The sequence below is a fragment of the Achromobacter sp. ACRQX genome, assembly GCF_022346505.1.
Lineage (GTDB): Bacteria > Pseudomonadota > Gammaproteobacteria > Burkholderiales > Burkholderiaceae_B > Achromobacter > Achromobacter animicus.
This window is the reverse complement of the sequence record NZ_JAKRML010000006.1, coordinates 193,603-220,473: the sequence shown is the minus strand read 5'-3', so window position 1 is coordinate 220,473 and position 26,871 is coordinate 193,603. Positions and strand designations below refer to the sequence as shown.

General features: G+C 65.4%; 30 protein-coding genes and 1 pseudogene. 7 read left to right on the top strand and 24 right to left on the bottom strand.

The window, feature by feature from the left end:
• The 4 genes from MHZ91_RS08570 to MHZ91_RS08555 all read right to left on the bottom strand — a co-directional run.
• On the bottom strand, positions 1–516 hold a 516-nt coding region (locus tag MHZ91_RS08570; RefSeq protein WP_239213290.1), incomplete at its 3' end, for a methionine ABC transporter permease.
• On the bottom strand, positions 497–1,600 hold the full coding sequence (locus MHZ91_RS08565) for a methionine ABC transporter ATP-binding protein (RefSeq protein ID WP_239213288.1): 1,104 nt from the start codon (positions 1,598–1,600) through the stop codon (positions 497–499). The genes MHZ91_RS08565 and MHZ91_RS08570, both read right to left, overlap by 20 nt.
• Positions 1,601–1,606: 6 nt before the next feature.
• The gene (locus MHZ91_RS08560) at positions 1,607–2,368 is read right to left on the bottom strand and encodes a MetQ/NlpA family ABC transporter substrate-binding protein (protein WP_239213300.1); all 762 of its coding nucleotides are present in this window, start codon (positions 2,366–2,368) and stop codon (positions 1,607–1,609) included.
• Positions 2,369–2,695: 327 nt separating this feature from the next.
• The gene (locus MHZ91_RS08555) at positions 2,696–3,121 is read right to left on the bottom strand and encodes a CopD family protein (RefSeq protein WP_239213286.1); all 426 of its coding nucleotides are present in this window, start codon (positions 3,119–3,121) and stop codon (positions 2,696–2,698) included.
• On the opposite strand from MHZ91_RS08555, the gene MHZ91_RS28350 reads away from it, so the two are divergent.
• Positions 3,115–3,435 carry a pentapeptide repeat-containing protein gene (locus MHZ91_RS28350; RefSeq protein WP_370647793.1) on the top strand — a complete coding sequence of 107 codons (321 nt, stop codon included), beginning with the start codon at positions 3,115–3,117 and terminating at the stop codon, positions 3,433–3,435. The two genes, MHZ91_RS08555 and MHZ91_RS28350, sit on opposite strands and share 7 nt — an antisense overlap.
• Before the next feature lie 205 nt (positions 3,436–3,640).
• On the opposite strand, the pseudogene MHZ91_RS08545 reads toward MHZ91_RS28350, so the two are convergent.
• From MHZ91_RS08545 to MHZ91_RS08525, 5 genes and pseudogenes are all read right to left on the bottom strand, one after another.
• Positions 3,641–4,147, bottom strand: a pseudogene (locus MHZ91_RS08545) (DUF2242 domain-containing protein); the annotation flags it as partial.
• Between the two features lie 302 nt (positions 4,148–4,449).
• Complete coding sequence (gene blaAMZ / locus MHZ91_RS08540) at positions 4,450–5,640, bottom strand: AMZ family class C beta-lactamase (protein ID WP_239213284.1); 1,191 nt, start codon at positions 5,638–5,640, stop codon at positions 4,450–4,452.
• A gap of 155 nt (positions 5,641–5,795) precedes the next feature.
• Positions 5,796–7,112: an amidohydrolase family protein gene (locus MHZ91_RS08535; protein WP_239213282.1), complete on the bottom strand. Its 1,317-nt coding sequence runs from the start codon at positions 7,110–7,112 to the stop codon at positions 5,796–5,798.
• Between the two features lie 135 nt (positions 7,113–7,247).
• The gene (locus tag MHZ91_RS08530; RefSeq protein WP_239213280.1) at positions 7,248–8,033 is read right to left on the bottom strand and encodes an alpha/beta fold hydrolase; all 786 of its coding nucleotides are present in this window, start codon (positions 8,031–8,033) and stop codon (positions 7,248–7,250) included.
• Entirely contained in the window at positions 8,030–8,908 is an 879-nt protein-coding gene (locus MHZ91_RS08525) for a fumarylacetoacetate hydrolase family protein (protein WP_239213278.1), read from the bottom strand. The genes MHZ91_RS08530 and MHZ91_RS08525 overlap by 4 nt, the downstream gene beginning before the upstream one ends.
• Before the next feature lie 264 nt (positions 8,909–9,172).
• Here MHZ91_RS08525 and MHZ91_RS08520 point away from each other — a divergent pair, with 264 nt between their 5' ends.
• Complete coding sequence (locus tag MHZ91_RS08520) at positions 9,173–10,027, top strand: helix-turn-helix domain-containing protein (RefSeq protein ID WP_175123591.1); 855 nt, start codon at positions 9,173–9,175, stop codon at positions 10,025–10,027.
• On the opposite strand, the gene MHZ91_RS08515 is transcribed toward MHZ91_RS08520, so the two are convergent.
• Both MHZ91_RS08515 and MHZ91_RS08510 read right to left on the bottom strand, forming a co-directional pair.
• Positions 10,028–10,708, bottom strand: a complete 681-nt coding sequence (locus tag MHZ91_RS08515) for an SMI1/KNR4 family protein (protein ID WP_239213277.1) — start codon at positions 10,706–10,708, stop codon at positions 10,028–10,030. It abuts the gene before it with no gap.
• Between the two features lie 16 nt (positions 10,709–10,724).
• A complete protein-coding gene (locus MHZ91_RS08510; protein ID WP_239213275.1) occupies positions 10,725–11,312 on the bottom strand; it encodes an SUKH-4 family immunity protein in 588 nt (195 codons plus the stop codon).
• A 205-nt stretch (positions 11,313–11,517) separates the two neighbouring features.
• On the opposite strand from MHZ91_RS08510, the gene MHZ91_RS08505 reads away from it, so the two are divergent.
• Positions 11,518–11,952 (top strand): hypothetical protein, encoded by a 435-nt coding sequence (locus tag MHZ91_RS08505; RefSeq protein WP_239213273.1) that lies wholly within the window; start codon positions 11,518–11,520, stop codon positions 11,950–11,952.
• Between the two features lie 5 nt (positions 11,953–11,957).
• Here MHZ91_RS08505 and MHZ91_RS08500 read toward each other — a convergent pair whose 3' ends face one another.
• Positions 11,958–13,580: a methyl-accepting chemotaxis protein gene (locus MHZ91_RS08500; protein ID WP_239213271.1), complete on the bottom strand. Its 1,623-nt coding sequence runs from the start codon at positions 13,578–13,580 to the stop codon at positions 11,958–11,960.
• Positions 13,581–13,768: 188 nt separating this feature from the next.
• Positions 13,769–14,743, bottom strand: coding sequence for a GlxA family transcriptional regulator (locus MHZ91_RS08495; protein WP_218344657.1), 975 nt, complete (start codon positions 14,741–14,743; stop codon positions 13,769–13,771).
• Between the two features lie 171 nt (positions 14,744–14,914).
• Here MHZ91_RS08495 and MHZ91_RS08490 point away from each other — a divergent pair, with 171 nt between their 5' ends.
• Together MHZ91_RS08490 and MHZ91_RS08485 are read left to right on the top strand one after the other, a co-directional pair.
• Positions 14,915–15,271 carry a DUF1428 domain-containing protein gene (locus tag MHZ91_RS08490; RefSeq protein ID WP_056323968.1) on the top strand — a complete coding sequence of 119 codons (357 nt, stop codon included), beginning with the start codon at positions 14,915–14,917 and terminating at the stop codon, positions 15,269–15,271.
• Between the two features lie 67 nt (positions 15,272–15,338).
• On the top strand, positions 15,339–15,836 hold the full coding sequence (locus MHZ91_RS08485) for a VOC family protein (protein ID WP_239213269.1): 498 nt from the start codon (positions 15,339–15,341) through the stop codon (positions 15,834–15,836).
• A gap of 42 nt (positions 15,837–15,878) precedes the next feature.
• Here the strand turns inward: MHZ91_RS08485 and MHZ91_RS08480 are convergent, their stop codons facing one another.
• Both MHZ91_RS08480 and MHZ91_RS08475 read right to left on the bottom strand, forming a co-directional pair.
• Entirely contained in the window at positions 15,879–16,400 is a 522-nt protein-coding gene (locus MHZ91_RS08480) for a DUF1993 family protein (RefSeq protein ID WP_175123599.1), read from the bottom strand.
• A 215-nt stretch (positions 16,401–16,615) separates the two neighbouring features.
• Positions 16,616–17,677, bottom strand: coding sequence for a PHB depolymerase family esterase (locus MHZ91_RS08475; protein WP_239213267.1), 1,062 nt, complete (start codon positions 17,675–17,677; stop codon positions 16,616–16,618).
• Between the two features lie 472 nt (positions 17,678–18,149).
• On the opposite strand from MHZ91_RS08475, the gene MHZ91_RS08470 reads away from it, so the two are divergent.
• Both MHZ91_RS08470 and MHZ91_RS08465 read left to right on the top strand, forming a co-directional pair.
• Complete coding sequence (locus tag MHZ91_RS08470) at positions 18,150–18,794, top strand: hemolysin III family protein (protein ID WP_175138118.1); 645 nt, start codon at positions 18,150–18,152, stop codon at positions 18,792–18,794.
• A 243-nt stretch (positions 18,795–19,037) separates the two neighbouring features.
• Positions 19,038–19,436 (top strand): DUF4168 domain-containing protein, encoded by a 399-nt coding sequence (locus tag MHZ91_RS08465; protein ID WP_175123602.1) that lies wholly within the window; start codon positions 19,038–19,040, stop codon positions 19,434–19,436.
• A 127-nt stretch (positions 19,437–19,563) separates the two neighbouring features.
• On the opposite strand, the gene MHZ91_RS08460 is transcribed toward MHZ91_RS08465, so the two are convergent.
• From MHZ91_RS08460 to ccoN, 9 genes are all read right to left on the bottom strand, one after another.
• On the bottom strand, positions 19,564–20,325 hold the full coding sequence (locus MHZ91_RS08460) for an ABC transporter permease (RefSeq protein ID WP_175138116.1): 762 nt from the start codon (positions 20,323–20,325) through the stop codon (positions 19,564–19,566).
• Positions 20,322–21,245, bottom strand: coding sequence for an ABC transporter ATP-binding protein (locus MHZ91_RS08455; protein WP_175123604.1), 924 nt, complete (start codon positions 21,243–21,245; stop codon positions 20,322–20,324). The genes MHZ91_RS08460 and MHZ91_RS08455 overlap by 4 nt, the downstream gene beginning before the upstream one ends.
• Positions 21,246–21,369: 124 nt before the next feature.
• Positions 21,370–21,606, bottom strand: a complete 237-nt coding sequence (locus MHZ91_RS08450) for a hypothetical protein (protein ID WP_175138114.1) — start codon at positions 21,604–21,606, stop codon at positions 21,370–21,372.
• Between the two features lie 16 nt (positions 21,607–21,622).
• The gene (locus MHZ91_RS08445; protein WP_239213265.1) at positions 21,623–21,895 is read right to left on the bottom strand and encodes a FixH family protein; all 273 of its coding nucleotides are present in this window, start codon (positions 21,893–21,895) and stop codon (positions 21,623–21,625) included.
• A 35-nt stretch (positions 21,896–21,930) separates the two neighbouring features.
• Positions 21,931–23,421 carry a cytochrome c oxidase accessory protein CcoG gene (gene ccoG, locus MHZ91_RS08440; RefSeq protein ID WP_175123607.1) on the bottom strand — a complete coding sequence of 497 codons (1,491 nt, stop codon included), beginning with the start codon at positions 23,419–23,421 and terminating at the stop codon, positions 21,931–21,933.
• A 71-nt stretch (positions 23,422–23,492) separates the two neighbouring features.
• Positions 23,493–24,458, bottom strand: a complete 966-nt coding sequence (gene ccoP, locus MHZ91_RS08435) for a cytochrome-c oxidase, cbb3-type subunit III (RefSeq protein ID WP_239213264.1) — start codon at positions 24,456–24,458, stop codon at positions 23,493–23,495.
• The gene (locus MHZ91_RS08430; protein ID WP_056563017.1) at positions 24,455–24,631 is read right to left on the bottom strand and encodes a cytochrome oxidase; all 177 of its coding nucleotides are present in this window, start codon (positions 24,629–24,631) and stop codon (positions 24,455–24,457) included. The genes ccoP and MHZ91_RS08430 overlap by 4 nt, the downstream gene beginning before the upstream one ends.
• A 2-nt stretch (positions 24,632–24,633) precedes the next feature.
• Positions 24,634–25,371 (bottom strand): cytochrome-c oxidase, cbb3-type subunit II, encoded by a 738-nt coding sequence (gene ccoO, locus MHZ91_RS08425; RefSeq protein ID WP_175123609.1) that lies wholly within the window; start codon positions 25,369–25,371, stop codon positions 24,634–24,636.
• Between the two features lie 10 nt (positions 25,372–25,381).
• Positions 25,382–26,869 (bottom strand): cytochrome-c oxidase, cbb3-type subunit I, encoded by a 1,488-nt coding sequence (gene ccoN, locus MHZ91_RS08420; RefSeq protein ID WP_175123610.1) that lies wholly within the window; start codon positions 26,867–26,869, stop codon positions 25,382–25,384.
• Positions 26,870–26,871 lie beyond the last annotated feature (2 nt).

The following is a 26,871-nucleotide window of genomic DNA, read 5'->3' as shown; positions in this document are numbered from 1 at the left end:
CAGGCCGCCCGCCCCCACCGCGCCCGCCATCGCCGACGCGTTGATCATGGCGATGACGCTGACCGTCATGCCGCCGATGATGCCCGGCAGCGCCTCGGGCAGCAGCACGTGCCGCACGATGTGCCAGCGCCGGCAGCCCATGGCGCGCGCCGCCTCGACCAGACCGGGGTCCACGTCGTTCAGGCTGACCTGCGCAATGCGCGCAAAGAACGGAATCAGGTTGGCCGACAGCGGCACGATCGCGGCCCATGTGCCCAGCGTCGTGCCGACCAGAAAGCGCGTGAACGGCAGCATCGCCACCAGCAGGATGATGAACGGGATGGCGCGGAACGTGTTCACCGTGATCGACAGCGCCTTGTTGAACCGCGGACGCGGGTAGAGATTGCCGGGCGCCGTGATGGTCAGCACCACGGCCAGCGCCAGGCCGGTCGCGATGGCGATGGCGGCGGAAATGCTTACCATCGTCAGGGTCTGCAGGAATGCCTGCAGGTACTTGTCAAGCATCGGTAGCGACATAGCCCAGCACCTTGATCTGATCGGCCACCAGCGCGGCGCGCGCGGCCTCTTCCTGTAGCGCGTGCGCGGGCACGGACACCAGCAGACTGCCCTGCGCATGGCCGCGCAGCCGGTCCAGTCCGCCGTGCAGCAGCGTGGCCCCCGGCCCCATTGCCGCCAGCGCCTGGAGCGACACGCCCTCCGGCCGATCCTGTCCTGTGAAGCGCAGGCGCAGCACCGCGACGCCGGGGCGTCCTTGCAGGTCGGGCACCAGCTTGGCCGCCAGGTCCGCTGGCAGGTCGTGCTGCAACGGCCGCAGCAGGGCGCGCGTGGCGTCGGCCTGGGGGTTGCCGAACACGCGCCACACTTCGCCCAGTTCGACGTTGCGGCCGCCGTCCAGCACCAGCACGTTGTGGCAGACCTCGCGGATCACGGCCATGTCGTGCGTGATCAGCACGACAGTCAGGCCCAGCTTGCGGTTGATGTCCAGCAGCAGGCCCAGGATCGACTGCGTGGTTTCGGGATCGAGCGCGGAGGTCGCCTCGTCGCACAGCAGGATCTCGGGCTCGTGGACCAGCGCCCGCGCAATGCCCACGCGCTGCTTCTGGCCGCCGGACAGCTTTGACGGATACACGTCGGCCTTGTCCCGCAAGCCCACCATCTCAAGCAGCGCTTCGACCCGCGCCCGCGCCGCGGCGGGCTTCACGCCGGCCACGCGTAGCGGCAGCGCGACGTTCTCGGCCACCGTCTTGGCGGACAACAGATTGAAGTGCTGAAAGATCATGCCGATCCGGCGGCGCAGGCCGACGAGCGCATCCTCGTCCAGGCTGCCCACGTCCACGCCGTCCACCCGCAAGCGGCCAGCGCTGGGGCGTTCCAGCATGTTGATCGAGCGCAGCAGCGTCGACTTGCCCGCGCCGCTGCGGCCGATGATGCCGAAGACCTCGCCGCGCGCGATCGAGAACGACACGTCCGACAGCGCCACGACGGGGCCCGCGGGCCCTTGATATTGCTTTTGCAGGCCCTCGAACACGATGTGCGCGTCGCGCCCCGGCGATGGCGCTGCGCCGGCCGCGTCCGCGGCCAGGGAAAGTTCGCGTTGCATCTTGGCTTAGAAGACCGGAATCACCGAACCTTCGAACTTGGTCAGGATGAACTGGCGAACCTCTTCCGAGTGATACGCCTTGACCAGCGCGGGCACCCACGGCGCGTCCTTGTCCTTCTCGCGCACGACGATGATGTTCACGTATGGATTGTTTTCTTTCTTCTCGACCGCGATGCCGTCGCGCGTGGCGATCAGCCCGGCCTGGTACGCAAAGCTGTTGACGATGGCCGCGGTGTCCACGTCGGGCAGCGAACGCGCCAGCACGACCGATGCGCTTTCCACGAAGTTGAGCTTCTTGGGATTGGACGTCACGTCGGCCAGCGTGGCGGTGCCGGTGGCCGGGTCGAAACCGTCTTTCAGCGTGATCAGGCCCTGGTCGCGCAGGATGACCAGCGCGCGCGTCTGGTTGCTGGGGTCATTGGGAATGCCGACCTTCGCGCCCTCCGGCAAGTCCTTGAGCGACTTGTATTTCTTCGAATAGAACGCGATGGGCGAGATCAGCGTGTTCGCGACCGGCACCAGCTTGTAGCCGCGCTGTTTGATCTGGTCGTTCAGGAAGGGAATGTGCTGGAAGGCGTTGGCTTCCAGGTCGCCGTTGTTCAGCGCTTCGTTCGGGCTGGCGGTGCCGGTGATGACGACGGGCTCGACGGCCAGGCCGTTTTTCTTGGCCACCTGCGTCACCACTTCCCAGATCTGCTCGTCCACGCCGCCGCGCACACCCACCTTGAGCGGCTTCGGGTCTGCCGAGAACGCCGGGCCGTGGAACATGGCGGCCGAGGCCAGCACGGCGCCCAAGAGGCGCTTGAACAGCGGCGTCCATGCGATGCGCGATTGCTGCGCGCCTTGGGAAACGCCTGCATCCGCGGAAGCCCCGGCGGCAAGAATACGGATAGTCATGATGGAATCGCCTCTAAGTCAACGCAGTTATGAGAGAGACGATTCTAGGGACGGGGCTTATGCGCGCGAACGAATAGTTGGTTGAGTCGTTATTACGGGGTTTTTTGGATATGGCGCGTTGGCATATGGCGCGCCGGCGCGGTGCCGAACGCGCAATCAGGCCGGGTCGATCAGGCCGGGTCGATCAGGCCGGGTCGATCAGAACGGCTTGACCACGGCCAGCGTCACGATGGCCGTCGCCGCCAGCACAACATAAGGCGCCTGCAGATCGATCAGGGGCGGCCGCTTGCCGCTGCCGCCGGCCATGCGCCGCAGCGATGCACTTTGCATGCCGAGCAACCCCGACAGGCTCAGCGCAAAGGCCACCTTGATCCAGATCCAGTTCATCGCGAACCACCCGAACGTCATGGCCAGATGCAGGCCGATGAGCCAGGTGATGACCATGGCCGGTGTAGTGACGTAGAGCGTCCAGCGGCGTAGCGCGTGGAGCATCTTGCGTTCCTTCGGCGCATCTTCACCTTCCTGCGGCTGCGAGGTCAGAAGAAACAGGGCAACGAAGAGCGAGCCGCAAAGCCACGCGACAGCGGCCGCGACGTGGGCCATTTTGAGGAGTTGATATGTCATGCGCGGCATTATCGCCGCTCGCCGGAAGACCCGTGCGGCGCGTGCGCGCAGGCAGTTTGCGATACGGCAAACCGGGCGGCGGTCGATGCGCCAGGGTGTGGGGCGCTAGTTGCCGGACTGCGGCGCGGGCGACGTGGCTGGGGCGGCAGGCGAACCCGTATCGGGCGTCGCTGCTGCGGGCGCTTTTTCCGTGGCCGATCCGGCAGCCGGCGCCCCTTGGACAGGCGAACCTGCGGCAGGCGAACCTGCGGCAGGCGACCCTGCGGCAGGCGATCCTGCTGCAGGCGACCCTGCGGCGGGCGCTCCCCCCGTAGGCGTCTTCGCAGGCGCTGCATCGCCAGCCGGGGCCGGCTTGTCACCGCCAGCCTCCGTCGGATTCAACGTATCCGCCGGCGCATTCGGAGCCACCACCGGGTCTGCGGGCGCGGGCGCCGGGGCGGACTTGGGCGCGGCGCCCTTCGTCCGCACGGGCGGCTCATGCGGCGCGGCAGCCGCCTGCGCATCCGGCAGGAACCGCTGCAGCAACTGGAAGAACCCGTCATAGAACTTGGGCCGCGTCACCGTCTGGCTGGCGGTCTTGACCAGCGAATCGTCGCTGCCCCCAAACGGCATGGACACCTGCCCCAACACGCTGACGCCCACGCTGGCCGAGTTGCCGGTGCGTTTGATCGAATAGCGGTCCTGCACGGCGTTCGCAAATACGGTGGTGCGGTCGCTCGCACCGCCGTCCGATGCACATTCGACGTTGAAGCTGATCTGCGTATGCTGCCCGTCCTCGCCCTCGAAGTTCTTGTGGCCGGTGACGCGAGACGGCTCGTACTTGTCGATGAGATAGCCCTGGCTGAGCAAGGCGCGGCGGCCCGCGTCGCACGCGGCGCTGCTGGCCGCCGGAACGCTGCGCGAATAAGTATCCGTTTGCGCGAAGTCCTCGCGCTCGTAGACGGGCTTGGGGGAAGAACATCCGGCCAGGACGGCCGTCAGGGTGGCAAACAACGGAAAACCGATACGGCGGGTGACGCGAGGCATGAGAGGTCCGGCGTGGGGCGACGACCTGCATTATCGGACAAGAAAACCGTTTATTTATTGGGGACAGGATACGCCGGAGATATGTTGAAACAGGTTCGAGCGGTCCGTCATGACCGTCAAAGCGGTTCCCCCTGCGTGCCGGCGGGCGCATCCCGTACCGACACACGTCGTAATTCGTATCGAAATCGGCGCGCCATTCCATGGCCCGCGCGCAACACCCTTCGCAACGCGTCAGTGCACACGTTCCTGAACCATGCCGATGCGCCGCGGGCCTGCTGCCGGCGTGCGGCGCAAACCCGCAATCAACGCGCGGCGCGGGCCGAGGACGGCTGCTCGTCCAGCTCGCCCAGGATTTCCGCCGCCAAGCGCACACGCGCTTCGTTCGGATAGTTGCGATTGGCCAGAATGACGATGCCCAACTTGCGCGCGGGCACAAACGCCACATAGGCGCCAAAGCCGTTGGTCGAGCCTGTCTTGTTGATCCAGCTCTCGGCCAGCGGCGCCAACGGCGGTTGCAGCGCCTGGGCCGGATGGCTCTGGCTGTTCAGCGTGCCGGCGTTGGCCGTCAGCAGCGTGTCCAGCGCCACCGGATACGGAAACTGTTCCCACGCCATGTCCTGCGTCATGCCGCCCACCTGGTAATAGCCGACGTGGGTGTCGGCGAGCGCGCGGCGGATGTCCTTGTCCAGCACGTCCATGTCCATGCTGGCTTCAACGTAGCGCAGCATGTCGCGCGCGCTGGACTTGACGCCATAGGCCTCGGCCGCGAGCACGCCGGGATTCACGCGCACCGGCGCGCCCTGCTTGTTGTAGCCCTGCGCATAGCGCGACATCTTGGCGGCGGGCACATTGATATACGTGCTGGACAGGCCCAGCTTCGGAAACAGGTCCTTTTCCATCGCCTGCGCGAACGGCTGCTTCATGCTGGCGGCGGCCACGACGCCCAGCATGCCGATGCTGGGATTGGCATACGAGCGATACGTGCCCGGCGCGTGCTCGGGCTTCCATGCCTTCAGGTATTGCATCAACTGCGCGTTGTCGCGCACGTCGTCGGGCACCTGCAACGGGAAGCCGCCCGTGGTGTGCGTGGCCAGGTTCACCAGCGTCAGCTTGGCGAACTCGGTGCCGGCAAGCTCGGGTACGAACCGCGCCGGACTGTCGGTCAGCGTCAGCAGCCCCTTGGCCTGCGCGTAGGTGGCGAGCGTCGCGGTGAAGGTCTTGCTGATCGACCCCAGCTCGAAGAGCGTGTCCCGATTGACCGCGCGCCGCGTTTCCAGCGATTCGACGCCGTAGGTGTAGAAGCGCTGGCGGCCCTGATGCGTGACGGCGATCACCATGCCCGCGATGTCGTGCTGCCGCATGACCGCGCGGGCCGCTTCGTTCACGACGCTGTCGATGTAGGGCAATTCAGAGCGGCCAAGGGCGGGACCGGACACGGCCGTAAGAAGGCCGGCGCAAAAGAGGCCGGCGCAGAGGTGTCTACGGGTGGTCATGCAACGTTCTCAGGGAGGGGGACGGACAAACCGGCGGGATGGGCGGCGCGGCGATGCTGAATCGTACCGCGACGCGCGTCCATCCAGGCGCATTTTTCCCTCCCTGCCGTGGCCTCAGGGCCTGGCGCAGGCGCGCCTTCGCCCTGCGCCCTGCGTCAGGCTAAGGCCGGCTCCGCGCGCAGCGGCTGAGCCGCATTCCCGATCCCCGTGCCGTCCTGCACCGTGCCGACTATGTCTTTGCAGACTTTCCCCTCCTTCATCACCAGAACGATCCGCGCGGGATCTACCAGCAGCGACAGATCGTGCAGCGGGTTGCCGTCCACCATGACGACGTCGGCCAGATACCCCGCCCGCAGCATCCCCAGCTCGTCAGGCCGCTGCATGATTTGCCCGCCCAGCCGCGTGGCCGCGACCAGCGCCTCGACCGGCGTCATGCCGATGTAGTCAACGAAGTATTGGAGGTCGTTGGCATTCGTGCCGTGCGGCATCCAGGCGAATCCGTAGTCGCCGCCCGGCAGGATGCGTATGCCGCGCTTGTGCATCTTGCGCAGGCTCTCCGCGGCGATTTCCAGCTCGCGCTTGTAGCCCATGCTTTCGGCTATGGCGGGCGTGATGCCGTAGTCGGACGCATGATAAGCGGTACGGACCAGCCAGCCGATGCCCGGCGCGACGAAATGCTTGTCCTTGTTGGCCTCCAGCATGTCCAGCGCTTCGTCGTCCGCGAAGCTGGCGTGATAGACCATTTCGATGCCGTGGCGCACGCATTGCTTGACCGATTCGCTGGACCGCGCGTGGGCCGCGATCCGCTTGCCGTACCGCTTGGCCTCCGACGCCAGCATGGCGATCTCGTCTTCCGCGAAGGGCGACATTTCGGCCGGCAGGCCGGCGATGTATTCGCCCGACAGATTGATCTTCAGATGGTCGACGCCGTACTTGATGAACGTCCGGACCGAGCGGCGAATCTCTTCGGGACCGCTGCAGACGCTGCCAAAGCTCAGCTCCTCGAAGTGCATGTGCGGCAAGGTGTTGTCGCCCAGCGCGCCGATGGTCGTGATCTCCTGGCTGCCAGCCAGGTAGCGCGGCCCCGGGCACTCGCCGGCCTCGATCGCGTTGCGCAGCACCACGTCCAGCCGCGGCTTGGCCGCCGCCGCGCCAATGGCGGACGTCCACCCCATTTCCAGATAGCGCTTGGCCACGCGGACACACCAGAGGATGTGCTCCTCGGGCGGCATGAACTGAATGGCCGCCAGCGTGGGCTGGTCATTCCACGAGAAATGCGTGTGCGCCTCGGTCATGCCCGGCATCAGGAACCGGCCTTTGCCATCGATGACGCGGGCGCCGTCCCGGTTGACGCGTTCGGGCTGGCGCGCCACCTCGGCGATGCGGCCGCCGTCGATGAGTATCTCTCCGTCAAAGACGTCGTCGCCGCTTCCGTCAAAGATGACGGCATTGGTAATTGCGATTTTGGACATGCGTAGTCTCCTCCTGGCCCGCGCAGGGCCGGAATTTTTTTATGAAAAGTGTTGATGCGAAATCGGTGCTGCGGATCGATGCTGCGAAGCCGGTGCTGCGGACCAGGTACGGCGAGCCTGGCAGTCAGCCGCGCCTCACCGGACCAGGCCCGAATGAAACGCCTGGAACGCTTCGATGCAGGCACCCGGCTGCTCAAACGTGGTCCAGTGCCCGCAGTCCGGCACGATGGTGCAGCGGCTGCCCGGGATACGCCCTGCCATCACCTGCACGTTCGCTGGCGGCGCCACGCCGTCCTCTTCCCCCGTCACCAACAGCACCGGCACGTCCAGGCGTTCAAGATCGGCAGACTTCGCGTCGGCCAGCGCTTCGCAGCTTTGCGCATACCCGTCCGGCGGCTGCCGCATCACGCTTTCGCGGACCAGGGCCAGCACCGCCGGCAGATCCGCCTTGGTGCGGCGGCTGGTGGCGCCTTTGACGATGGCATCGGCGATCTCCTGCATGGCAGGCGCGCCCTGCCGGGCCAGCGCCGCGCGTGCCCGGATGCCCGGCCTCCCCGCCTCCGGCGGTTCGGCCAGCGGCCCGAACAGCACCAGCGACCGGACCCGGGCCGGTTCCTTCAACGCCAGATGCTGCGCGACGATGGTCCCCAACGAATGCGCCGCAACGTGCACCGCGCCGCAGTCCAGCGCTTTCAGCACCGCGACCAGCGCATCGACATAGCCCGCGATGGACAGTTCGCCATCCGGCAAAGGCGACCTCGCGCTGCCGGGCAGATCCGGGCGGATGACGCGATACCCCGTCAACGCGCCCATCAGCGGCGTCCACGTGTTGGACGAGCCGCCCAGCCCGTGGATGCACAGCAATGCGGGCCCGTCGCCGTCGACTTCCACCGTCAGGCCATTGATCGTCGTTGTCGTCATGACGCCTTCTCCACGAATTCGTTCTCGATGCTGCCCAGCCCTTCCACCTCCACGCGCACCACGTCGCCGGTTGCCAGATACCGGGGCGGCGTCATGCCCATGCCGACACCCGCCGGCGTCCCGGTGGCAATCACGTCGCCCGGGTACAGCGTGATGCCGCGCGAGATCGTTTCGATCAAAGCCGGGATGTCGAAGATCATGTTTTCCGTGGGACCGTCCTGCCGGAGTTCGCCGTTGACCCAGCAGCGCACGCGCGTCCTCGTCCCATCGAACGCATCCGCGGTGACGATCCACGGCCCCATCGGACAGAAGGTATCGAACGACTTGCCCATGTCCCATTGCTGGTGCCGCATCTGCACGTCGCGGGCGGTGACGTCGTTGATGACGGTGTAGCCGAAGACGTGATCCATGGCGGCGCCGCGCGCGATGTTCTTGCCCGTCTTGCCGATGACCACGCCCAGCTCGGCCTCGTAGTCGATCTGCGCGGACACGCCGACCGGCAGCAGGACCTGCGCACGCGGCCCCACCACGCATTCCGGCACCTTGGTGAAGACGATGGGCCACGATTCCGGATTGGCGTCGTTGTCCTTGAAGACGGACGCAGACAACTCCTTTGCATGCGCGTGGTAGTTGCGCCCCACGCACCAGACGTTGCGCCGAGGCCGGGGCAGCGGCGCCCGCAGGTCGACGTCGGACAGGCGCAGCGGCGCCAACGTGCCGGGCAGCGGGCGGCCCGCCGTCAACAGGTCGATCACGGCCTGCGCGCCGAGCTGCCTACCCGCGTCGTCAAGCGCCAGCGGCGCGACCGTCAGGCCGTCGTCCGAGACCAGGCCGACGCCGGGCTCTCCATTCATCAAGTAACTTGCAATGCGCACCGCGGTCTCCTTCGTGCTTCGGAAAATCGGCGAGCGGTTCATGCCTCGCCGTCAGCACGACTTTAGGAGCGCCGGCGTGGCCGCGCTTATCGTTCGGTGCGGGAACTTATCGCAGAGTCAGATGGCGTGATAGGTGTATACACCTAGAGCCCGGCAATGCCCGAAACCACGCCCATAAAATTCCCGCAGAAGGCCCCGGCGGACAGGTGGCCCCGGCGAGGCGAGCGCGCGCTCATCGCCCGATCAGAAACTGGGAGACAGATCATGCAAGAGACTTACGCCTTGCACGAAGGCGCGTTCGGCCGCGCGGTCGTGCTGGAGCTGCGCGGGGATTTGATTGCGCATGCGCATGCGGAAGTGCAGCTTGCCCTGTGGCTGGGCGGCGCAAGAGCCGAGGCGCACGTCGGCTCGAAACTGGTGCCTTACAGCGAACACCTGGCGTTGGGCACCAACACCTACGAATCCCATGACGCCCGCCTGCTCGACCGCTCGGGTCCGGCCGTCTTCCTTGTCCTGTACATCGCCAAGCCCTGGCTGGACGAGCGCCGCGCCGCCACCGGTCGCCCGTTTCATTTCACCGCGCCCGGCGTGCCAATCGATCCGGCCGTGCGCCAGGGCTGTTGGAGCCTGCTGGACAAGATCGTCGCGCCGCAGGACCATCCGCGCGCCGACATCGACGCCGAGGTCGAAGCGCTGCTGCAGGCGGCGATCGAATCGTCCTCCCAGGCCAGGCGCCCGCCCGGCGCGGCCTCCCGCCCGCAGACGCTGGACCGGCGGCTTCGCACTGCCATCCTGTACATGCGCGAAAACGTCCACGAACCGGTTGCCGTGGAAGATATCGCCAGCAAGGTGGGGTTGTCGCGAGGCCACTTCTTTGCGCTCTTCCGGGACCAGCTCAACACCACGCCGCAGGTGTTCTGGAGCGCGGTGCGCGTGGAGGAAGCCGTGCGCAGGCTGGTCCAGCAGGAACAGCCGCTGACCTCGGTGGCGATGGACCTGGGGTTTTCGACGCCCGGCAACTTCTCGCGGTTCTTTCGCGATCACATGGGCGTGTCGCCGTCGCGCTTCCGGCGCGCGGCCTCCGGGTCTGCGCCGCATCTGCTGACGGGGATTCCCTGACTACGCTTCTCCGCACTCCCAACGCGGAACCACCTCGAAAGGCGCATCCTCCGCCGGCGGCAACAGCGCCAATGCCGCGTCCACGGACGCCTCATTGATCCAAACCGTCGAGCCGTCCACCGGCGCTGGCGGGGCATCCGCCATCAACCGGTCCAGTTCCGCCTGCATCACCGGCGGCAGGTATTCCTTCAATGCGTTGATGTTCGCCGCGACACAAGCCACCGCCTCGGCCGCCGTGAGGCCATCCTCGACAAGATGCCCCACGTCCGCCGCGCTACGCACCAGCGCGTCGAACACAAACGCCTCGAACGATGCCCACTCCACGCGCGCATCGCCGCTGTCATGCCAGACGAGCGCAACGCCCACGCCGCCGCCCGCCGTGGGCGTCAGGCAATAGGCATCGCCCGCGCCGGACTCTGCAAAGGGCAGAAAGCGCCTGCCATGCTGATAGCCGGGATTGAGCCATTCCTCGGCCGTTTGGCGCGCCTGCTGCGCGTCGATCCATTCCAAGTCATCCATGCAGGACAGCACGGGCCGCGCGGCCAGCGTATTGCCCTTCCAGTCGGCGCGCCACGCCGCGCTGTCCTCGCCATAGCCGGTGCGGCCGGCATCGATCAACCGGGCCAGCATGCCGGGCAAGGCTACGCCGCAGTCCGCGGCCAATTCGGCAAACGTTGCCATTCGTCTTTTTCCTTCGTCAGAACTCAAGCACATCCAGAAAGCACTCGGCCTCGACGGGGTCGCCCAGCACAATGGTCAGCGACTGCAACGCACGCGTCCGATGCTCGGGCCTGATTTCCCAGTCATCGTTGCGCAGGTCTTCGTCGGCCTCCAGGCAGACGACGCCGACCGCGGCCACCGCGGCCGCGAACGTCGGCAGATCGGGCGCCACCACGGCGGCGTCCCATGCGCCCGTGCCGTGCATGGCGTAAAGAATCTTGCCGGTTTCCGTGTCCAGGATGAAGGGGTCCGCGTTCTGGTCGGCAATCACCAGCCAGTTGTCCTGCCATTCTGCTACGCGTTCGCCGTTCGACGCGTCCCAGCGATAGCCGGCCTGCCGTTCCCAGAGCTTGTAGAGCGGCGGAAAGCTGATGTTGGTTTCGGAAAGCGTGATGCCGACCGGTCCCACGTTCTGGTGATAGGTGGCGCCCCACGGCCCCACCTGTTCGTAGAAGTCGGCGAGCACCTGTGGCAGCGCAATGTCGCCCTGCCACGCGTCGCGCGGCTGCGGGCGCAGTTCGCCAAACCGGGCGAACTGCGCCCGGAGGGATTCAAAGGAATTCATGTTGGATGCGTATCTGGACAACGTATTAGCGATAAATCTTGCCGCGCCGTCAGCGCGGACGGTAGCGCGGGTGGTAGCAACTGAACTTCGCACGCGGCGCCAGACCGCATTTTGCTACATTTGAACGCCCTGCTCCGAGGCGACGCACGATTGAAGCGCCACAGGGCGGCGGCAGAAGAAAACCGCTTTCGACAACGGACAATCCATGCGCCTACCGTTTGCAGTTTCCGCCTTAACCTTTGCCGCACTCCTCGCCGGCTCCGGCGCTCACGCGCAGCAATGGTTCGAAGTGCCGCCGCGTCCCGATCACCCCAACGTCTCGATCCGGATCGGGGGCCTGCCCAACACACAGCAAGCGTCGGGCAACGCCCGCGGCAGGATGGAACTGCGCTATACCGCTGCGCAGACCATTCCGGGCGCGGACAAACAGCCCGTGCGCTATGACCGTTCGGTGACCGAGGTGCTGTTCGATTGCCGCCGGTCGCAGGTCGGCTTCTTGCCGGCCACCAGCTACTTCCTGAACGACACCCTGGTCACCACCATCAAGGACGAGACACTGGACGAAAGCCAGGTTCAGTTCGTGCGCTTTGCGCAAGGCAGCCCGCAGATGAAGGCGTTGCAGGCCGCCTGCGGAAAATAGCGGCGCTAAGCAAGCATCAACGTGCCCGGGGCGCGAGTGGGATCTTGCTCCGGTCCGCGCCGCGTGGCGTCTTCGGACAGCCGGAACACGCCCACCGCCCGCACCAGCTCGCGTGCCTGGTCCTGCATCGAGCCGGCGGCCGCGGCGGCTTCCTCGACCAGCGCCGCGTTCTGCTGCGTCACCTCGTCCATCTGCGCCACGGCAAGGTTCACCTGATCGATACCGCTGGCCTGTTCGTGCGACGCGGCGGCGATCTCGCCCATGATGTCCGTCACATGCTGCACGGCGGTGACGATCTCTTGCATGGTGGCGCCCGCGCCCTCGGCCTGACGCGCGCCCGCGCCCACCTTGCCGGCGGAATCCTCGATCAAGGCCTTGATCTCGCGCGCGGCCTGCGCGCTGCGCTGCGCCAGCGAGCGGACTTCGCCCGCCACCACGGCAAAGCCCTTGCCCTCCTCGCCCGCACGGGCCGCTTCAACGGCCGCGTTGAGCGCAAGGATGTTGGTCTGGAACGCGATGCCGTCGATCACCGACACGATGTCGGAAATCTTGTGCGAGCTGGCCGAGATCTCCTGCATGGTGCCGACCACCGCGGACACCGCCGCCCCGCCGCGCAGCGCGATTTCCGATGCGCTGGCTGCAAGGTGGTTGGCCTGGCGCGCGTTGTCCGCGTTCTGCTTCACGGTCGAGGCAAGCTCCTCCATCGACGCCGCGGTTTCCTCAAGCGATGCCGCCTGTTCTTCGGTGCGGCTGGAGAGATCGGCGTTGCCCGCCGCGATCTGGCTCGAGGCGCTGGAAATCGTTTCCGACCCGTGCCGGATCGCACGGACGGCGCCCGCCAGCCGCTCCTGCATGTCCTGCAAGGCGTGAAGCAGGCGCCCGGTCTCATCGCGGGAGCCTGCTTCGATCCGCTGGCCCAGGTCACCGCCCGCCACGGTTTCGGCGGCCTTGACCGCACGCGCCAGCGGACGGGTGATCGACCGGCTGACCCGCCACGCGAGCAACGCGCCCAAGGCGAGCGCCAGGCCGGCCAGGCCCACGTTCAGGCGCTCGGCTTCCTGGATGACGGCCTGGCTTGCAATGCCGGCCTCGTCCATGTCGGCCGACTGTTCCCGGGACAACGCGATGATGTGATCCTGCAGGCTGTCCAGAATGGGCAACGTCTCTTGCAGCATGCGCTGGCGGGCGCCGTCGCGATCAGCGCTCCTGAGCAGGGCGCCCACCGACTGGAAGGACTTCACGTAGCGGCCCCGAGCCTCTTCCAGCGTGCGCAGCCGGGCGCTGGCATCGGCCGTCGCCATCAACGGCCGCAGGGTGGCCAGGGCGTCGTCGATGCGTTTACGGTTGGCCTCGATCTGCTGGAACAGCTTGTCCATCGCGGCCGGGTCGGCGTTGACGATCAGTTCCAGATTGACGCGGGCGTTGGCGCGCGTCGTGACGTCGACCACCGAGATCGCGTTGGCCTTCACCCAGGTTTCCTGCGTGATGGCGCGGTTGATGCTGCCGATGCGTGTCAGTTCGAAATGCGACACGCCGGCCAGGGCCAGCAGCAGGGCCAGCACTACGCCGAAGCCCAGGCCCAGTTTGGTGCCGATGGAGAGATTGCCGAAATGGGTGCGGAGCTTCATAGGGGGGCCTCAGGGAAAACCCCAGTCTATGTTTCCCGACACATTTCGCAAACATTTGCGCGCGGCGTTGTTTGCGATTCCACAAAGACAACGAAGATAAGGCGTGGCGCAGCAACACTGCTGAAACAAGCTTGACGTCGGCCCGCGAGCGGCAGCGTTCAAGCGGAGTTTGCCGCGCAATCGCCGTGCTATTGATACCGCTCGCGATATCCCACGGGCGACATGCCGCAGTATTTGTTGAAGATGTCGCGGAAGGCCTTGGTGTCGTTGTAGCCGACTTCGTACATGACTTCGGCGACGCTCTTGCGCGAGCTTTCCAGCCGCTGCTTCGCGGCTTCGACGCGCACGCGCTGAACGTATTCCACGATGCTGTTGCCGGTGGCCTGGCGGAAGCGCCGCTCCAGCGTGCGGCGGCCCAGCGCGTGGCGGCCGGCCAGTTCCTCGACGGTGATCTTTTCCTGGTAGCGGCCTTCGATGTATTCCTGCACCGCCCGCACGATCTCGTCCGCGTGCGACTTCTGACCCATGAAGACGGAGAACGGCAACTGGCTTTGGCGGCTCCAGTCCAGCTGGAAATACTTGGCGCACCAGATCGCGGTGTCGCGGTCGGTGTACTTTTCGATCAGGTGCAATACCAGATGCGCGGCCGAGAATGCGCCGCCGCTCGTATAGACCCCGTTTTCTGCCATGACGACGCGATCGCTGGTCCATCGCACCGTCGGAAAAAGGCTGGCGTACAGGTTTTGCGCAACCCAGTGCACCACCGCCTGCTGCCCGTCGAGCACGCCGCCCGCGGCGAGCAGCGCGGCGCCCATGCACAGACTGGCGACCTCGCCGCCTTCGCGGTGATGGCGCGACAGCCATTCGATGAGTTCGCGGTTGGACAGGACCGCGTCCGATACCGAACCCAGAAGCGGCGGCGCAATGCAGATATGGATGTCGGTGGCGTCGGCCAGCACCATGTCGGCCTGCACCTTGATGCGTCCGTCGTCCAGACTGACCTCGCGCGTCAGCGCTAGCGTGCGCACATGGAACCGCGGCTCGCGGCCGTGCGCGCGCAGGTATTCGTTGGCCACCATGAAGCCGTGGCGCGCGGTTTCCAGGGACGCAATATTGGTCCCCTTGGGCAGCAGGAACGCGACGTTTTTCATGTTGCCAAGCATACGCCTGCAGGCTGACGCAATCCACCCGCAAGATTGTCGCAATTGCCTATCTGAAAGCCGCGCGGATCCCGATAAAGTGGTTCCTGCCGATCCAGGAATCCGGACGGCGGCCGGAACGGATTGCGGACGTGCCGGCCCAAACCAGAACAACACGGACGTGAGGAGTGATCGATGGACAAGTACATAGACGGTTTCCTGCTGTGCGTACCCAAGGCCAACCTGGAGACGTACAAGAAAATGGCCACGCACGCCGAAGGCATCTGGCGCGAGCACGGCGCGCTGGACTACCGCGAAGGCGTGGCCGACGACATCGACGGAGAAGGCTTCGCGTCGTTCAGCGCGGCAGCCGGCGCGCGCGAAGGCGAAGTCGTGGTCTTTGCGTGGATCCTGTACCCCAGCAAGGAAGCGCGCAACAGCATCAACGCCAAGGTGATGTCCGATCCGCGCCTGGCGGACATGTGCTGCGAGGGCGTGTTCGACGTCAAGCGCATGTGCTGGGGCGGCTTTGCCACGCTGGTCGGCAACTAGCGCGCGCGGCCACGCCCCGAGCGCAACCATTCAACCCGCAGCCGTTCAATAAACCTGGAGACACATCATGGCCACCAAAGCAGCCAAGCCCATTCCCGACGGCATGCACACGCTGACGCCGCATATCATTTGCGAGGGCGCCTCCGACGCGCTCGCCTTCTACAAGAAAGCCTTCAATGCCGAGGAGCTGATGCGGCTGCCCGGACCCAACGGCAAGATCATGCACGCGGCCATCCGGATCGGCGATTCGGTCCTGATGCTGATGGATGATTTTCCGGAATGGGGCAGCCTGGGACCGAAGGCGCTCAAGGGCACGCCCGCGGTGCTGCATTTGTATGTGACCGACGCAGACGCCGCGATCCAGCAGGCGGTCGCGGCGGGCGCGCAAGTCACGATGCCCGCTGCCCACATGTTCTGGGGCGACCGCTACGGGCAGGTGGTGGACCCATTCGGCCACCGCTGGTCCATCGCCACGCACATGCAGGACCTCACGCCCGAGGAGATCCAGCAGAACATGGCGAAGATGGGGCCGATGGATGGCTGCGGGGACTCGTCAAAAAAATGAGGCTGTGGCGCGACGCGGGCGACACCGCGTCGCCTGGTTTCATCAGGGGGCCAGTTGCGGGTACGGTCCCAGGAAATCCAGCTTCCCGATCGGCACGCCAGCCTGGCGCAGGATGCCGTAGGCGGTGGTCACGTGGAAGTAGAAGTTGGGCAGCGCGAACGTCAGCAGATACTCGTCGCCCTGGAATTCAGGCTTGAAGTTGCCAAAGCTCAGCGTGATGCGGCGGCCTTCGGCGCCGTCGACCTGCTCGGGCTTGACGCTTTCCAGATATGCGATCGTGTCCGCGACGCGCTGCTGCAATTGCGCAAGCGTGGTCTCGGTGTCGGCGAATTTCGGGGCGTCGCCTTGCGACAGGCGCTGTGCCGCGAACTTGGACGCATCGCTGGCACGTTGCACTTGGCCCGACAGCGGATACATGTCGGGCGCGAGGCGCGCGTTAACGAGTTCCGCAGGGTCGATGCCGGTGGCTTGCGCATGCGCGGCAGCCTTTTCCAGCAGCGCGGCCAGCACGTTCAGGCCGCGGATGAAGACAGGCACGGACGCCTGGTACATGGACAGGGGCATAAAGACGATTTCCGTAAAAATGGGGGTTGGCGAAGGGTATCAACGGGCGCCAGGCGCTTTGGGATGCAGCGATGTTACGCCGCCGCGGGGTCGCCCGGACGCCGGTGCCGGCGACAACATCATTCTGGATGCCCGGACAATGGCGCACCGCAGCCGACCACCTGCCTGCTGCCCACCGCCAGCCACCGGCCAGTCCTTTTTGACGCCGGTGTCTGTCATTGCGCAACGGCAATCGCGCCCGTACGCCGCTGACTCTGAAAGAACCGCCACACCAGCGCGGAGGCATCAGGACCGCTGCGCGCGTGATACCGGATGGCAGGATCCCCGCCACTCCAGGCGTGTTCAAGCCGCGTGATCTCGCACAACCGCAGCACCGTCTTGCGGCCTCGCAGCACATCCACCCTGCGGTACGCTTTTTCGGTGCCCAACCCCAGCACGCGCTCGATCGGCAACGCGTGCGGATCGGCGGCATTCAGGTTGCGGAACTGTTCGAACAACTGCCTGGCATTGCGCGGCGCCACGGCCGGATCAAGCTGGCCGTGCAGGATCAGTGCCGGCATGCCCAGGTCGAAAACGGCGGGGTCCGCCACGGCTTGCACCAGCGGCGCCAACGGCTTGATACTGCCGCGCCGCATCGTGCTCAGGCCATTGCCGGCGTTATGCGCGTCGCCCACGACCGGCCCCGAGTGCATGGCCACCGCGGCGATCAGGCTTGGATGACGCAGGGCGACCAGTGCCGCCATGCCCGCCCCTGCCGACAGGCCCGCCACGTAGACGCGTTCGGGGTCCAGACCGTGGCGCACGACTTCCGACCGGATCAGGGCCGCGATCAGATCAGCCTCGGCCCCGCCATGATCGTCATCCGGCTGAAACCAGCGCCAGCAGCGCTGCACCTGACGCGCCAGGGATTGCTGCGGATACAGCACCATGAAATCCCCGGCGTCCGCCCACTGGTTCATGCGCGATCCACGCGCGAAAGCCTCGGCTGTCTGCCGGCATCCGTGCAGCATTACGACCAGCGGCATGCCGGCGGCTGTGGCAGTTGCGGAGGCGGGGGTGTAACGCGCAAAGGCCAGCCGGCGGCCGGTCTTGTCCGTGAACTGGCGGGAGGCCTCCCAGCGGCCGGCGCCAAGCGACGCCGCCTCGGGCGCCGCTGCCCTGCCCGCGCCCGCCGTCCCGCCCGGCCGCGCCGTCTTGACCGCCCGCCCCGCCGTGGTGCCGGCGGCCGTCTTGCGCGCCGGCGTGGCGCGCTTGCGGGCGGGTTTGGGGGCCGCCATGCGCATTGCCGTGCGCTGGAGGCGGGTGATTTTTTTTGCCGCTTTGAAAAACAGACTGCTGAAACTGCGCGCCATTGTTAGGGCCTGTTCGGAGGTTCCTGTTTGCCGCGCCGCCCGGGGTGCCGGGGTTGGCAGCGCCGGACGGCGGTCGCCGCGGCTACGCCGCTCCGCAAGGCGGATGCCTGTCGTCTGGTGCGCACGCGTGGACGGGCGGAGAGGACGCCCCAACCGAAAGACCTGGAGCCGGATTCATTGAGTGCTTCCCCTAAGAGTGTCGATCACGGCAGCGCCTGGCGCGGCCGACGTGCAAGCCCGGAGTGAAGAACATGCGACGCCTCTTTGGGCGGTTCGTTCGCGGGACGAATGTATCACAGCGTAACGACGTTGCGATCGGTCAAGCCTACTCGACGCGCGCCTTGAGCGCGCATGCCAAAAAGCCTAAGGTGGAAAACTTGTCATCAACAGGCTCCCCATGTTTCCCAACGACCGACCCCAGACCCTGGGCGAAGAAATCGCCAACAGCATCAGCCACGGCCTGGGCGCCGTGGGCGCGCTGGCCGGCACGCCGCTCCTGATTGCCGCCGCCGTGCGCCAGGGCGATGCCGCCTTCATCGCTGGCGCCGCCGTGTTTGCCGCGTCAATGTGCCTGCTGTACCTCGCGTCCGCCATCTATCACGCCCTGCCCCGCTGCCGCGCCAAGCAGATCTTCAATGTGCTGGACCACTCGGCCATCTACCTGCTCATCGCGGGCACCTACACCCCGTTCGCGCTGGGCGCGCTGCGTGGCCCTTGGGGGTGGACCCTCTTCGGACTGGTGTGGGGCCTGGCGCTGCTGGGCGTGGGCCTGAAGGCCAGCAAGCGGCTCAACCGGCCCGCGCTATCCACGGGCCTGTATCTGGCGATGGGCTGGATCGTCGTTATCGCGGTCAAACCCTTGCTTGAACTGGTGCCGACCGGCGGCCTGTGGTGGCTGGTGGCTGGCGGCCTCGCCTACACCGGCGGTGTGGTCTTCTTTGTGTTCGACAACCGCTGGCGCTACAGCCATTTCATCTGGCATCTGTTCGTGCTGGCCGGCACCGTCTGCCATTTCTTCGCGGTGTTCTGGTACGCGGCGTAAGCCCGCAAAAGCGCCCGATCCGCTTCCGAAGGACAAACCTAAGGACACATCGCGGCCAGCAGCGACTACGAAACCGCGCAAAACGTTTCGAACGCGAGGGACCGGCGTCCCCCGGGGCTGCCCCCGCACCGCGCGTCAGAGATCTCGTGGTCTGCCGACACAGGAAAACACATCGCGAAACTTGTCCCACGGCGGTCCGGCTGGTCATCATGGTCGGACTTTCAACCGGAACAAGGAGTTTTGATGCAGCGTTCCAAATATGCATTCCTATCCGCCGCCATTCTGACGACGGCGCTGTCCGGTGCCCCTGCCCTGGCTCAACAGGCCGCCCAGGCTCCGGCGCAGACGCAAGCTCAGCCGGGCATGGCGCCCGCCGTGCAGAAGCCGACGGATCAGCAATTGCAGAAGTTCGCTTCGGCGTCGCAGAAGATCTCTGGCGTCGTTGACGAATACCGTCCGAAGGTCGAAGCCGCCAAGACCGACGACGCCAAGCAGAAGGTCGTCAAGGAAGCGGACGAAAAAATGGTCAAGCTGGTCCGCGCGGACGGGCTGTCGGTCGAGGAATTCAACGGCATCGGCCAGGCCGTGCAGCAGGATCCCCAGCTTCGTGATCGCCTGATGAAGATGCAGCCGGCGCGGTAAGCCCGGGCGCAGACGGGCACGCAGTCACGCAACCCACGACGGCCGCCTCGTAAAGACAAGGCGCCGCATGCCCTGAACGGAAATGCGGCGCCTTGCGCATTTTGCGCGGCCTGACGCTGCTGTTGTATCAGGTCTTCAGGCGGTAGCCCGTCTTGAAAATCCACCGCACGCCGATCAGGCATGCAACCAGGAAGGCCAGCGTCATGCCCACGCTGACGCCGATGCTGACGTCCGCCACGCCAAAGAACGCCCAGCGGAAACCGCTGACCAGGTAGACCACCGGATTGAACAGCGTGACGGTCTGCCAGAACGGCGGCAGCATGTTGATCGAATAGAACGTGCCGCCCAGAAAGGTCAGCGGCGTGATGATCATCAACGGAATGATCTGCAGCTTTTCAAACCCGTCGGCCCAGATCCCGATGATGAAACCGAACAGGCTGAACGTGACGGCGGTCAGCACCAGGAACGACAGCATCCAGAACGGATGCGCCACGTCGAACGTCACGAACAGGCGCGCGGTGGCCAGCATGATGAGGCCCAGGATGATGGACTTGCTGGCGGCCGCGCCGACGTAGCCCATCAGGATTTCCACATACGAAATGGGCGCCGAATGGATTTCGTAGATCGTGCCTGAAAAGCGCGGCATGTAGATGCCGAACGAGGCGTTGGCCACGCTCTGCGTCAGCAGCGACAGCATGATCATGCCGGGCACGATGAACGCGCCGTAGCTCACGCCGTCAATCTCGACCATGTGCGAACCGATGGCGGAGCCGAACACGACGAAGTAGAGAGACGTTGAAATCACCGGCGACAGCACGCTTTGCATGAGCGTCCGCCAGGCGCGGGCCATTTCGAAAAGGTAGATGGCGCGGATGGCGTAGAAGTTCATGATTGACCGTGCACCAGGCTGACAAAGATGTCCTCGAGCGAGCTTTCCGAGGTGTTCAGGTCTGCAAATTCGATCTGCAGGCGGCTCAGGTCCTGCAGCAGACGCGAAATATCGCCGCCGCGCTCGTTGTCGTAGGTATAGACGAGCTTGTAGCCGTCGGGCGAAAGCTCGAGCTGGTAGGCGTCCAACGCTGTCGGGATGCCGGGCAGCGGCGCCTTCAGTGTCAGCGCAAGCTGGCGTTTGCCCAGCTTGGCCATCAGCGCATTCTTTTCCTCGACCAGGATGATTTCGCCCTTGCGGATCACGCCGATGCGGTCCGCCATTTCCTGGGCTTCTTCAATGTAGTGCGTGGTGAGGATGATGGTGACGCCGCTTTCGCGCAGCCGTCGCACCATTTCCCACATGCCGCGCCGCAATTCGACGTCGACACCCGCGGTGGGTTCGTCCAGGAACAGGATGGCCGGTTCGTGCGACAGCGCCTTGGCAATCATGACGCGCCGCTTCATGCCGCCGGACAGCGCCATGATGCGGCTGTCCTTCTTGTCCCACAGCGACAATTCGCGCAAGACCTTTTCGATATAGGCGGGGTCCGCCGGCTTGCCGAACAACCCGCGGCTGAAGGTGACCGTGTTCCAGACGCTTTCGAAGGCGTCCGTGGAAATTTCCTGTGGCACCAAACCGATCTTGGACCGGGCGGCGCGGAAATCGGACACGATGTCGTGGCCGTCAGCCAGCACCGTGCCGTGGGTGGGATTGACGATGCCGCAGATGATGCTGATCAGCGTCGTCTTGCCCGCGCCGTTCGGCCCGAGCAACGCGAAGATTTCGCCGCGCTGGATGTCCAGGCTGACATTCTTGAGCGCCTGGAATCCCGACGCATATTGCTTGGATAAGCCTTGTACTGAAATGACTGGCTGCACGCGAGCCCCCAACTGGACCATAGCCGGAGGATTTTACCCGTCGCGCGGCCCGCGCTTGTTCAACCTGGCGGAACGGTGTGTTTTCTTTTTGGGAACACTGGAACTAGTTTTTGGAACACTGGAACTAGAAGTCGTCGTCCTCTTCAACCTTGGGCATCAGGTACGCCGTCAGCGCGCTGGACAGGCCGGCCATCACCCACAAGACAAAGAACGACACCGTGTAGAAGCCCATTCTGCCGGTTGGGACGTAGCCGAAAATGGCCACGTCCAGCGGATCGATCAGGGCGAAGATCAGTGCGCTACCCGCAGCCGCCGCCATGAACGACGGCCACAGGATCCACATCAAAGATCGCAATCCCATGCCTGAACTCCCCCGATCAAGGTTTGGCGGCTGCAGAGCCGGCGGGCGTCGGCGCCGGGCTCGCGGTCGCGCCGGACGCGGTCTGTTCGATGACCAGACCGCGTTTGACCACACCCTCCTGGATGGGCTGGCTGGCGAATTGGGTCATCGCGAAGTAGATCGTGATGAAGCAGCCGACCATGGCGGCGAACGGACCCGCCATCAGGATCCACGGCCACGGCTCGCGGTACCAGGGCTTGGCGGGATGCGCCGCGTCGGCGGCGTCAACGGTGATTTGTGCAGCGTTCATGAAGATTCCTTTTGGTGACCAGGGCGGTGTCTGCCCTACTCGGGCACGTAGAAACTGGCAGCTTCGTCGGTTTCAACCTGCCGGTTCTCGCCATCCTGCCCCTTGGCGCGCAGCGTGATGGGATGGGCGCCGGGCGCCGCGCCCGCCGGGGCGCGGATGACCATCGGCACCAGTTTGTTGGCGGCGGGTTCGACCTCGACCACGTCCGATCCCTGTTGGCCCGCCAGCACCGCCAGGTCGGGCATGCCTTCGGCCGTCAGGCGCAGCCGCATGGGCGCGTCCGACGTGTTGATGATCTGCAGGCGATACACGTTTTCGATCATGCCCCCTGCCACCTCGCGGCCCAGCACGCCGCGGTCGCGGATCACATCGACGCGCAGCGGGTTGCGGACCACCAGCGAGACGACGAAGGCGATCGCCAGCAACAGGATCAACGTGCCGTAGATCAGGACGCGGGGCCGCAGCAGATGCGACCGCGCGCTCTTCGTGGACAGGCCATCCAGCATGGCGCGCTCGGACGTGTAGCGGATAAGGCCCGGCTCGTACTGCATCTTGTCCATCACCTGATCACAGGCGTCGATGCAGGCGCCGCACCCGATGCACATGTACTGCAGACCGTCACGGATGTCGATGCCGGTCGGGCAGACCTGCACGCAGAGACTGCAATCGACGCAGTCGCCCAGCCCCTTCGCCTTGTGGTCCACCTTGCGCGAGCGGCCGCCACGCGGATCGCCGCGGCGCTTGTCGTAGGTGACGACGAAGGTGTCCGGGTCGACCATCACGCTCTGGAAGCGGGCGTACGGGCACATGTACTTGCACACCGATTCGCGCATGAAGCCGGCGTTGCCCCAGGTGGCGAAACCGTAGAACAGCATCCAGAACCACTGCCAGGGTCCGAGCTGCAGCGCGAAGAGTTCGTGGCCGAGCTCGCGGATGGGCGCGAAGTAGCCGATGAACGTAGAGCCGGTCCACCAGGCCAACGCGATCCACAGGAAGTGCTTGGTGAACTTCAGGCGGAACTTGCGCCAGCTCCAGGGGGATTCGTCCAGCCGGATGCGCGCGATGCGGTCGCCTTCGACCTTGCGCTCGATCCACATGAAGATTTCGGTGTAGACGGTCTGGGGACAGGCGTAGCCGCAGAACAGGCGCCCGGCCACCGCGGTGAAGAGAAACAGCGCCAATGCCGAAATGACCAGCAGCACGGCAAGGTACACGACGTCCTGCGGCCACAGCACCAGGCCGAAGATGTAAAACTTGCGCGCGCCCAGGTCGAACAGCACCGCCTGGCGGCCGTTCCATTCGAGCCAGGGCAAGCCATAGAAGATGATCTGCGTGATAAAGACGAACGCGATGCGCCAGCGGGCAAAGATGCCACTGACGGATCGCGGATAGATCTTGCTGCGCACCCCCGCCAACGTCTGCTCCAGGGTCTCCTGGCCAGGACGCGGCGGCCGCGTATGCGGCCGCCAGGGCGGCGGGTCACCGCCAGGCGAACTGCTGACGCTTGCGGTTGACCCATCTTCCATTTGCTGCTCCGTGCTTGTAAGTGCTTAGTGATATGGGAGGCCGCGCGGCCTCCCATTTACGTGCTGCCGGTTCACTGCTTGGCAGTGCTGGCCTCGGCCGGCGCGGCAGCGGTCTGCGTAGACGCGTCGGGCTTGTTGGACAGTCCCCAGACCCACGCAGTCAGGATCTTGATCTGCTCGGAACTCAGGATGTGTTCGTGCGCCGGCATGCGGTTGTCGCGGCCATCAAGAATGGTCTTGACGATGCTGGCTTCCGAACTGCCGTAGAGCCACACGTCGTCCGTCAGGTTCGGCGCGCCGACAAGCTGGTTGCCCTTGCCATCGACACCGTGACAGGCGACGCAGAAGTTGGCGAACTCGCGCTTGCCGCGGAACACGCGGACCGGATCGGCGGTCAGGCCCGACAGCGAACGCACGTACTGCGCGATGTCGCCGGCCATCTTGGGATCGATCGAAGCCTTCCAGGGCGGCATGATGCCGTGGCGGCCTTCCTTGATGGTCTGCATGATGGCTTCGGGCGAACCGCCGTGCAGCCAGTCGCCGTCCGTCAGGTTGGGAAAGCTGGGCGCACCCTTGGCGTCGGAGCCGTGGCACTGCGCGCAGGTGTTCAGGAAGAGACGCTGGCCGATTTCACGGGCGCCCGGATCCTGCGCAATCTGCGGCACCGTCATGGTCTCGAAGCGCGCATAGATGGGACGCACGGCTTCAGCCATCTTGGCCTGCTGCTGCGCCACTTCGTCGGCGCTGCTGTAGCCCAGCTTGCCCTTGTATTCGCCCAGGCCCGGCATCAGGAAGAGGTATCCCAGTGCAAAGGCGCAGGCCAGCAGGTACATCCACGTCCACCAGGTGGGGACCGGGTTGTTGAGTTCGGTCAGGTCGCCGTCCCAGACGTGCCCGGTGTCCTCGACCTGCCCGCTGGCCGGCTTGGCGGTGAGCCAGCGGCGTTGCGTGTACAGCAGCCACACGCACCACACCACCCCGCCCACGGCGACGATCGAGATGAAATACCCCCAGAAGCCATTGACGAAATCGCTCATGACCGATTCGCTCCATCTTGTTGTGCCTGCCCGAATTCATCGGGCAGTGCGAACGGCAGCATGGCCGACTCGCGGTTGGCGCCCTGGCGGCCGCGCGAGCAGGCCCACCAGACGATGCCGAAAAAGGTTGCCATCGAGATGGCGGTGACGATTGCGCTCAGGTAGCCGACCATGATCAGCCTCCCGTGGCCGCTTGCGCGGCGGGTTGCACGGCGGATTGGGCAGCGGGTTGCTGAGCCTTCTTGGCCGCTTCCGCCTTGGCCTCTTCGGCCTGCTTGGCAAGCTGCGCCTTGCGCACGCCGACACCCAGGCCTTGCAGATAGGCCACCAGCGCGTCTTCTTCCGTCTTGCCTTCGATGGCCTTGGGCGCGGCGGCGATTTCCTCGTCGGTGTAAGGCACGCCCAGGGCACGCAGGGCACGCATGCGCTGGTCGACGTTCTGGCCGGTGATGACCGTCTTTTCCAGCCACGGATACGCCGGCATGTTGGATTCCGGCACCACCTTGCGCGGATCGCGCAAGTGGATGCGGTGCCAGTCGTCGGAGTAGCGCTCGCCGACGCGCGCCAGGTCCGGACCCGTGCGCTTGGAACCCCACAGGAACGGGTGATCGAACACCGACTCGGACGCCAGCGAGTACGACCCGTAGCGCTGGACTTCAGCGGCGAGCACGCGCACCTGCTGCGAGTGGCAGCCCACGCAGCCTTCGCGGATGTAGACGTCGCGGCCCATCAGCCGCAGCGGGCTGTAGGGCTCGACGCCCGCCACGGGCTGGGTGGTGCTGTGCTGGAAGAACAGCGGGATGATTTGCACCAGGCCTGCGAAGGAGACCACCAGGATGCTGGCGATGATCATCCAGCCGATGTTCTTCTCGAGGGTCTGATGAGAAAAGAAGCCGTGATTCTTGTTGGCCATGATGTCCTCGTCAAACAGTGGCCGGCACGGCGGTCGCGGGGACCGACGGACGGGCGGCATGGGGATCGTCTTGCGGAATGGCGGGATTGACCGCGGTCGCGCCGCTCACCGTCTTCCATACGTTCCAGGCCATGACGAACACACCGCACAAGAACAGGGTTCCACCCAGCAAACGGATCAGGTAGTACGGAACGCGCGTCTTCAGTTCTTCGACGAAGCTGTAGACCAGGGTGCCGTCCGGCGCCGTGTCGCGCCACATCAGGCCCTGCTGCACGCCGGCGATCCACATGGCGGCGATGTACAGCACCACGCCGATGGTCGCGATCCAGAAGTGCAGTTCGATGGCCTTGACGCTGTACATCTTTTCGCGGCCATAGAGGCGCGGGATCAGGTAGTAGAGCGAGCCGAACGAAATCATGGCGACCCAGCCCAGCGCGCCGGAGTGCACGTGGCCGATGGTCCAGTCCGTATAGTGCGACAGCGCGTTCACGGTGCGGATCGACATCATCGAGCCTTCGAACGTGGACATGCCGTAGAACGACAGCGCAGTGACCATGAACTTCAGGATCGGGTCGGTGCGCAGCTTGTACCAGGCGCCCTGCAGGGTCATGATGCCGTTGATCATGCCGCCCCAGGAAGGCGCCAGCAGGATCAGCGAGAAGGTCATGCCCAGCGACTGGGTCCAGTCGGGCAGCGAGGTGTACAGCAGATGGTGCGGGCCCGCCCACATGTACGTGAAGGCCAGCGCCCAGAAGTGGACGATGGACAGGCGGTACGAGTAGATGGGACGGCCGGCCTGCTTGGGCACGAAGTAATACATCATGCCCAGGAAGCTGGTGGTCAGGAAGAAGCCCACCGCGTTGTGGCCGTACCACCACTGCACCATGGCGTCCTGCACGCCCGCGTAGGCGGAGTAGGACTTCCACATCGACACCGGCATTTCAATGTTGTTGAAAATGTGCAGGATGGCGATGGTGAGGATGTACGAGCCGAAGAACCAGTTGGCCACGTAGATGTGCTTGGACCGGCGCTTGATGATGGTGCCGAAGAACACGATGGCGTAGGCGACCCAGACCAGCGTGATCAGGATGTCGATGGGCCATTCGAGTTCGGCGTATTCCTTGCTGCTGGTAAAACCCATGGGCAAGGTGATGGCGGCTGCGACGATGACGACCTGCCAGCCCCAGAACGTGAAGGCGGCGAGCTTGTCGCAGAAGAGGCGCGCCTGACAGGTGCGCTGGACGACGTAGTAGGACGTCGCGAAAAGTGCGCTGCCGCCGAAGGCGAAGATCACGGCGTTGGTGTGCAGCGGGCGCAGGCGGCCGTAGCTGAGCCATGCGGTGTCGAAATTCAATTGAGGCCAAATTAGCTGAGCGGCCAGAAAAACACCGACAGCCATGCCGACAATGCCCCAGACCACGGTCATGATGGCGAACTGCCGCACGACCTTGTAGTTGAAGGTATCGGACTTGCTTGCGATTGCGGGGCAATCGTTCATCA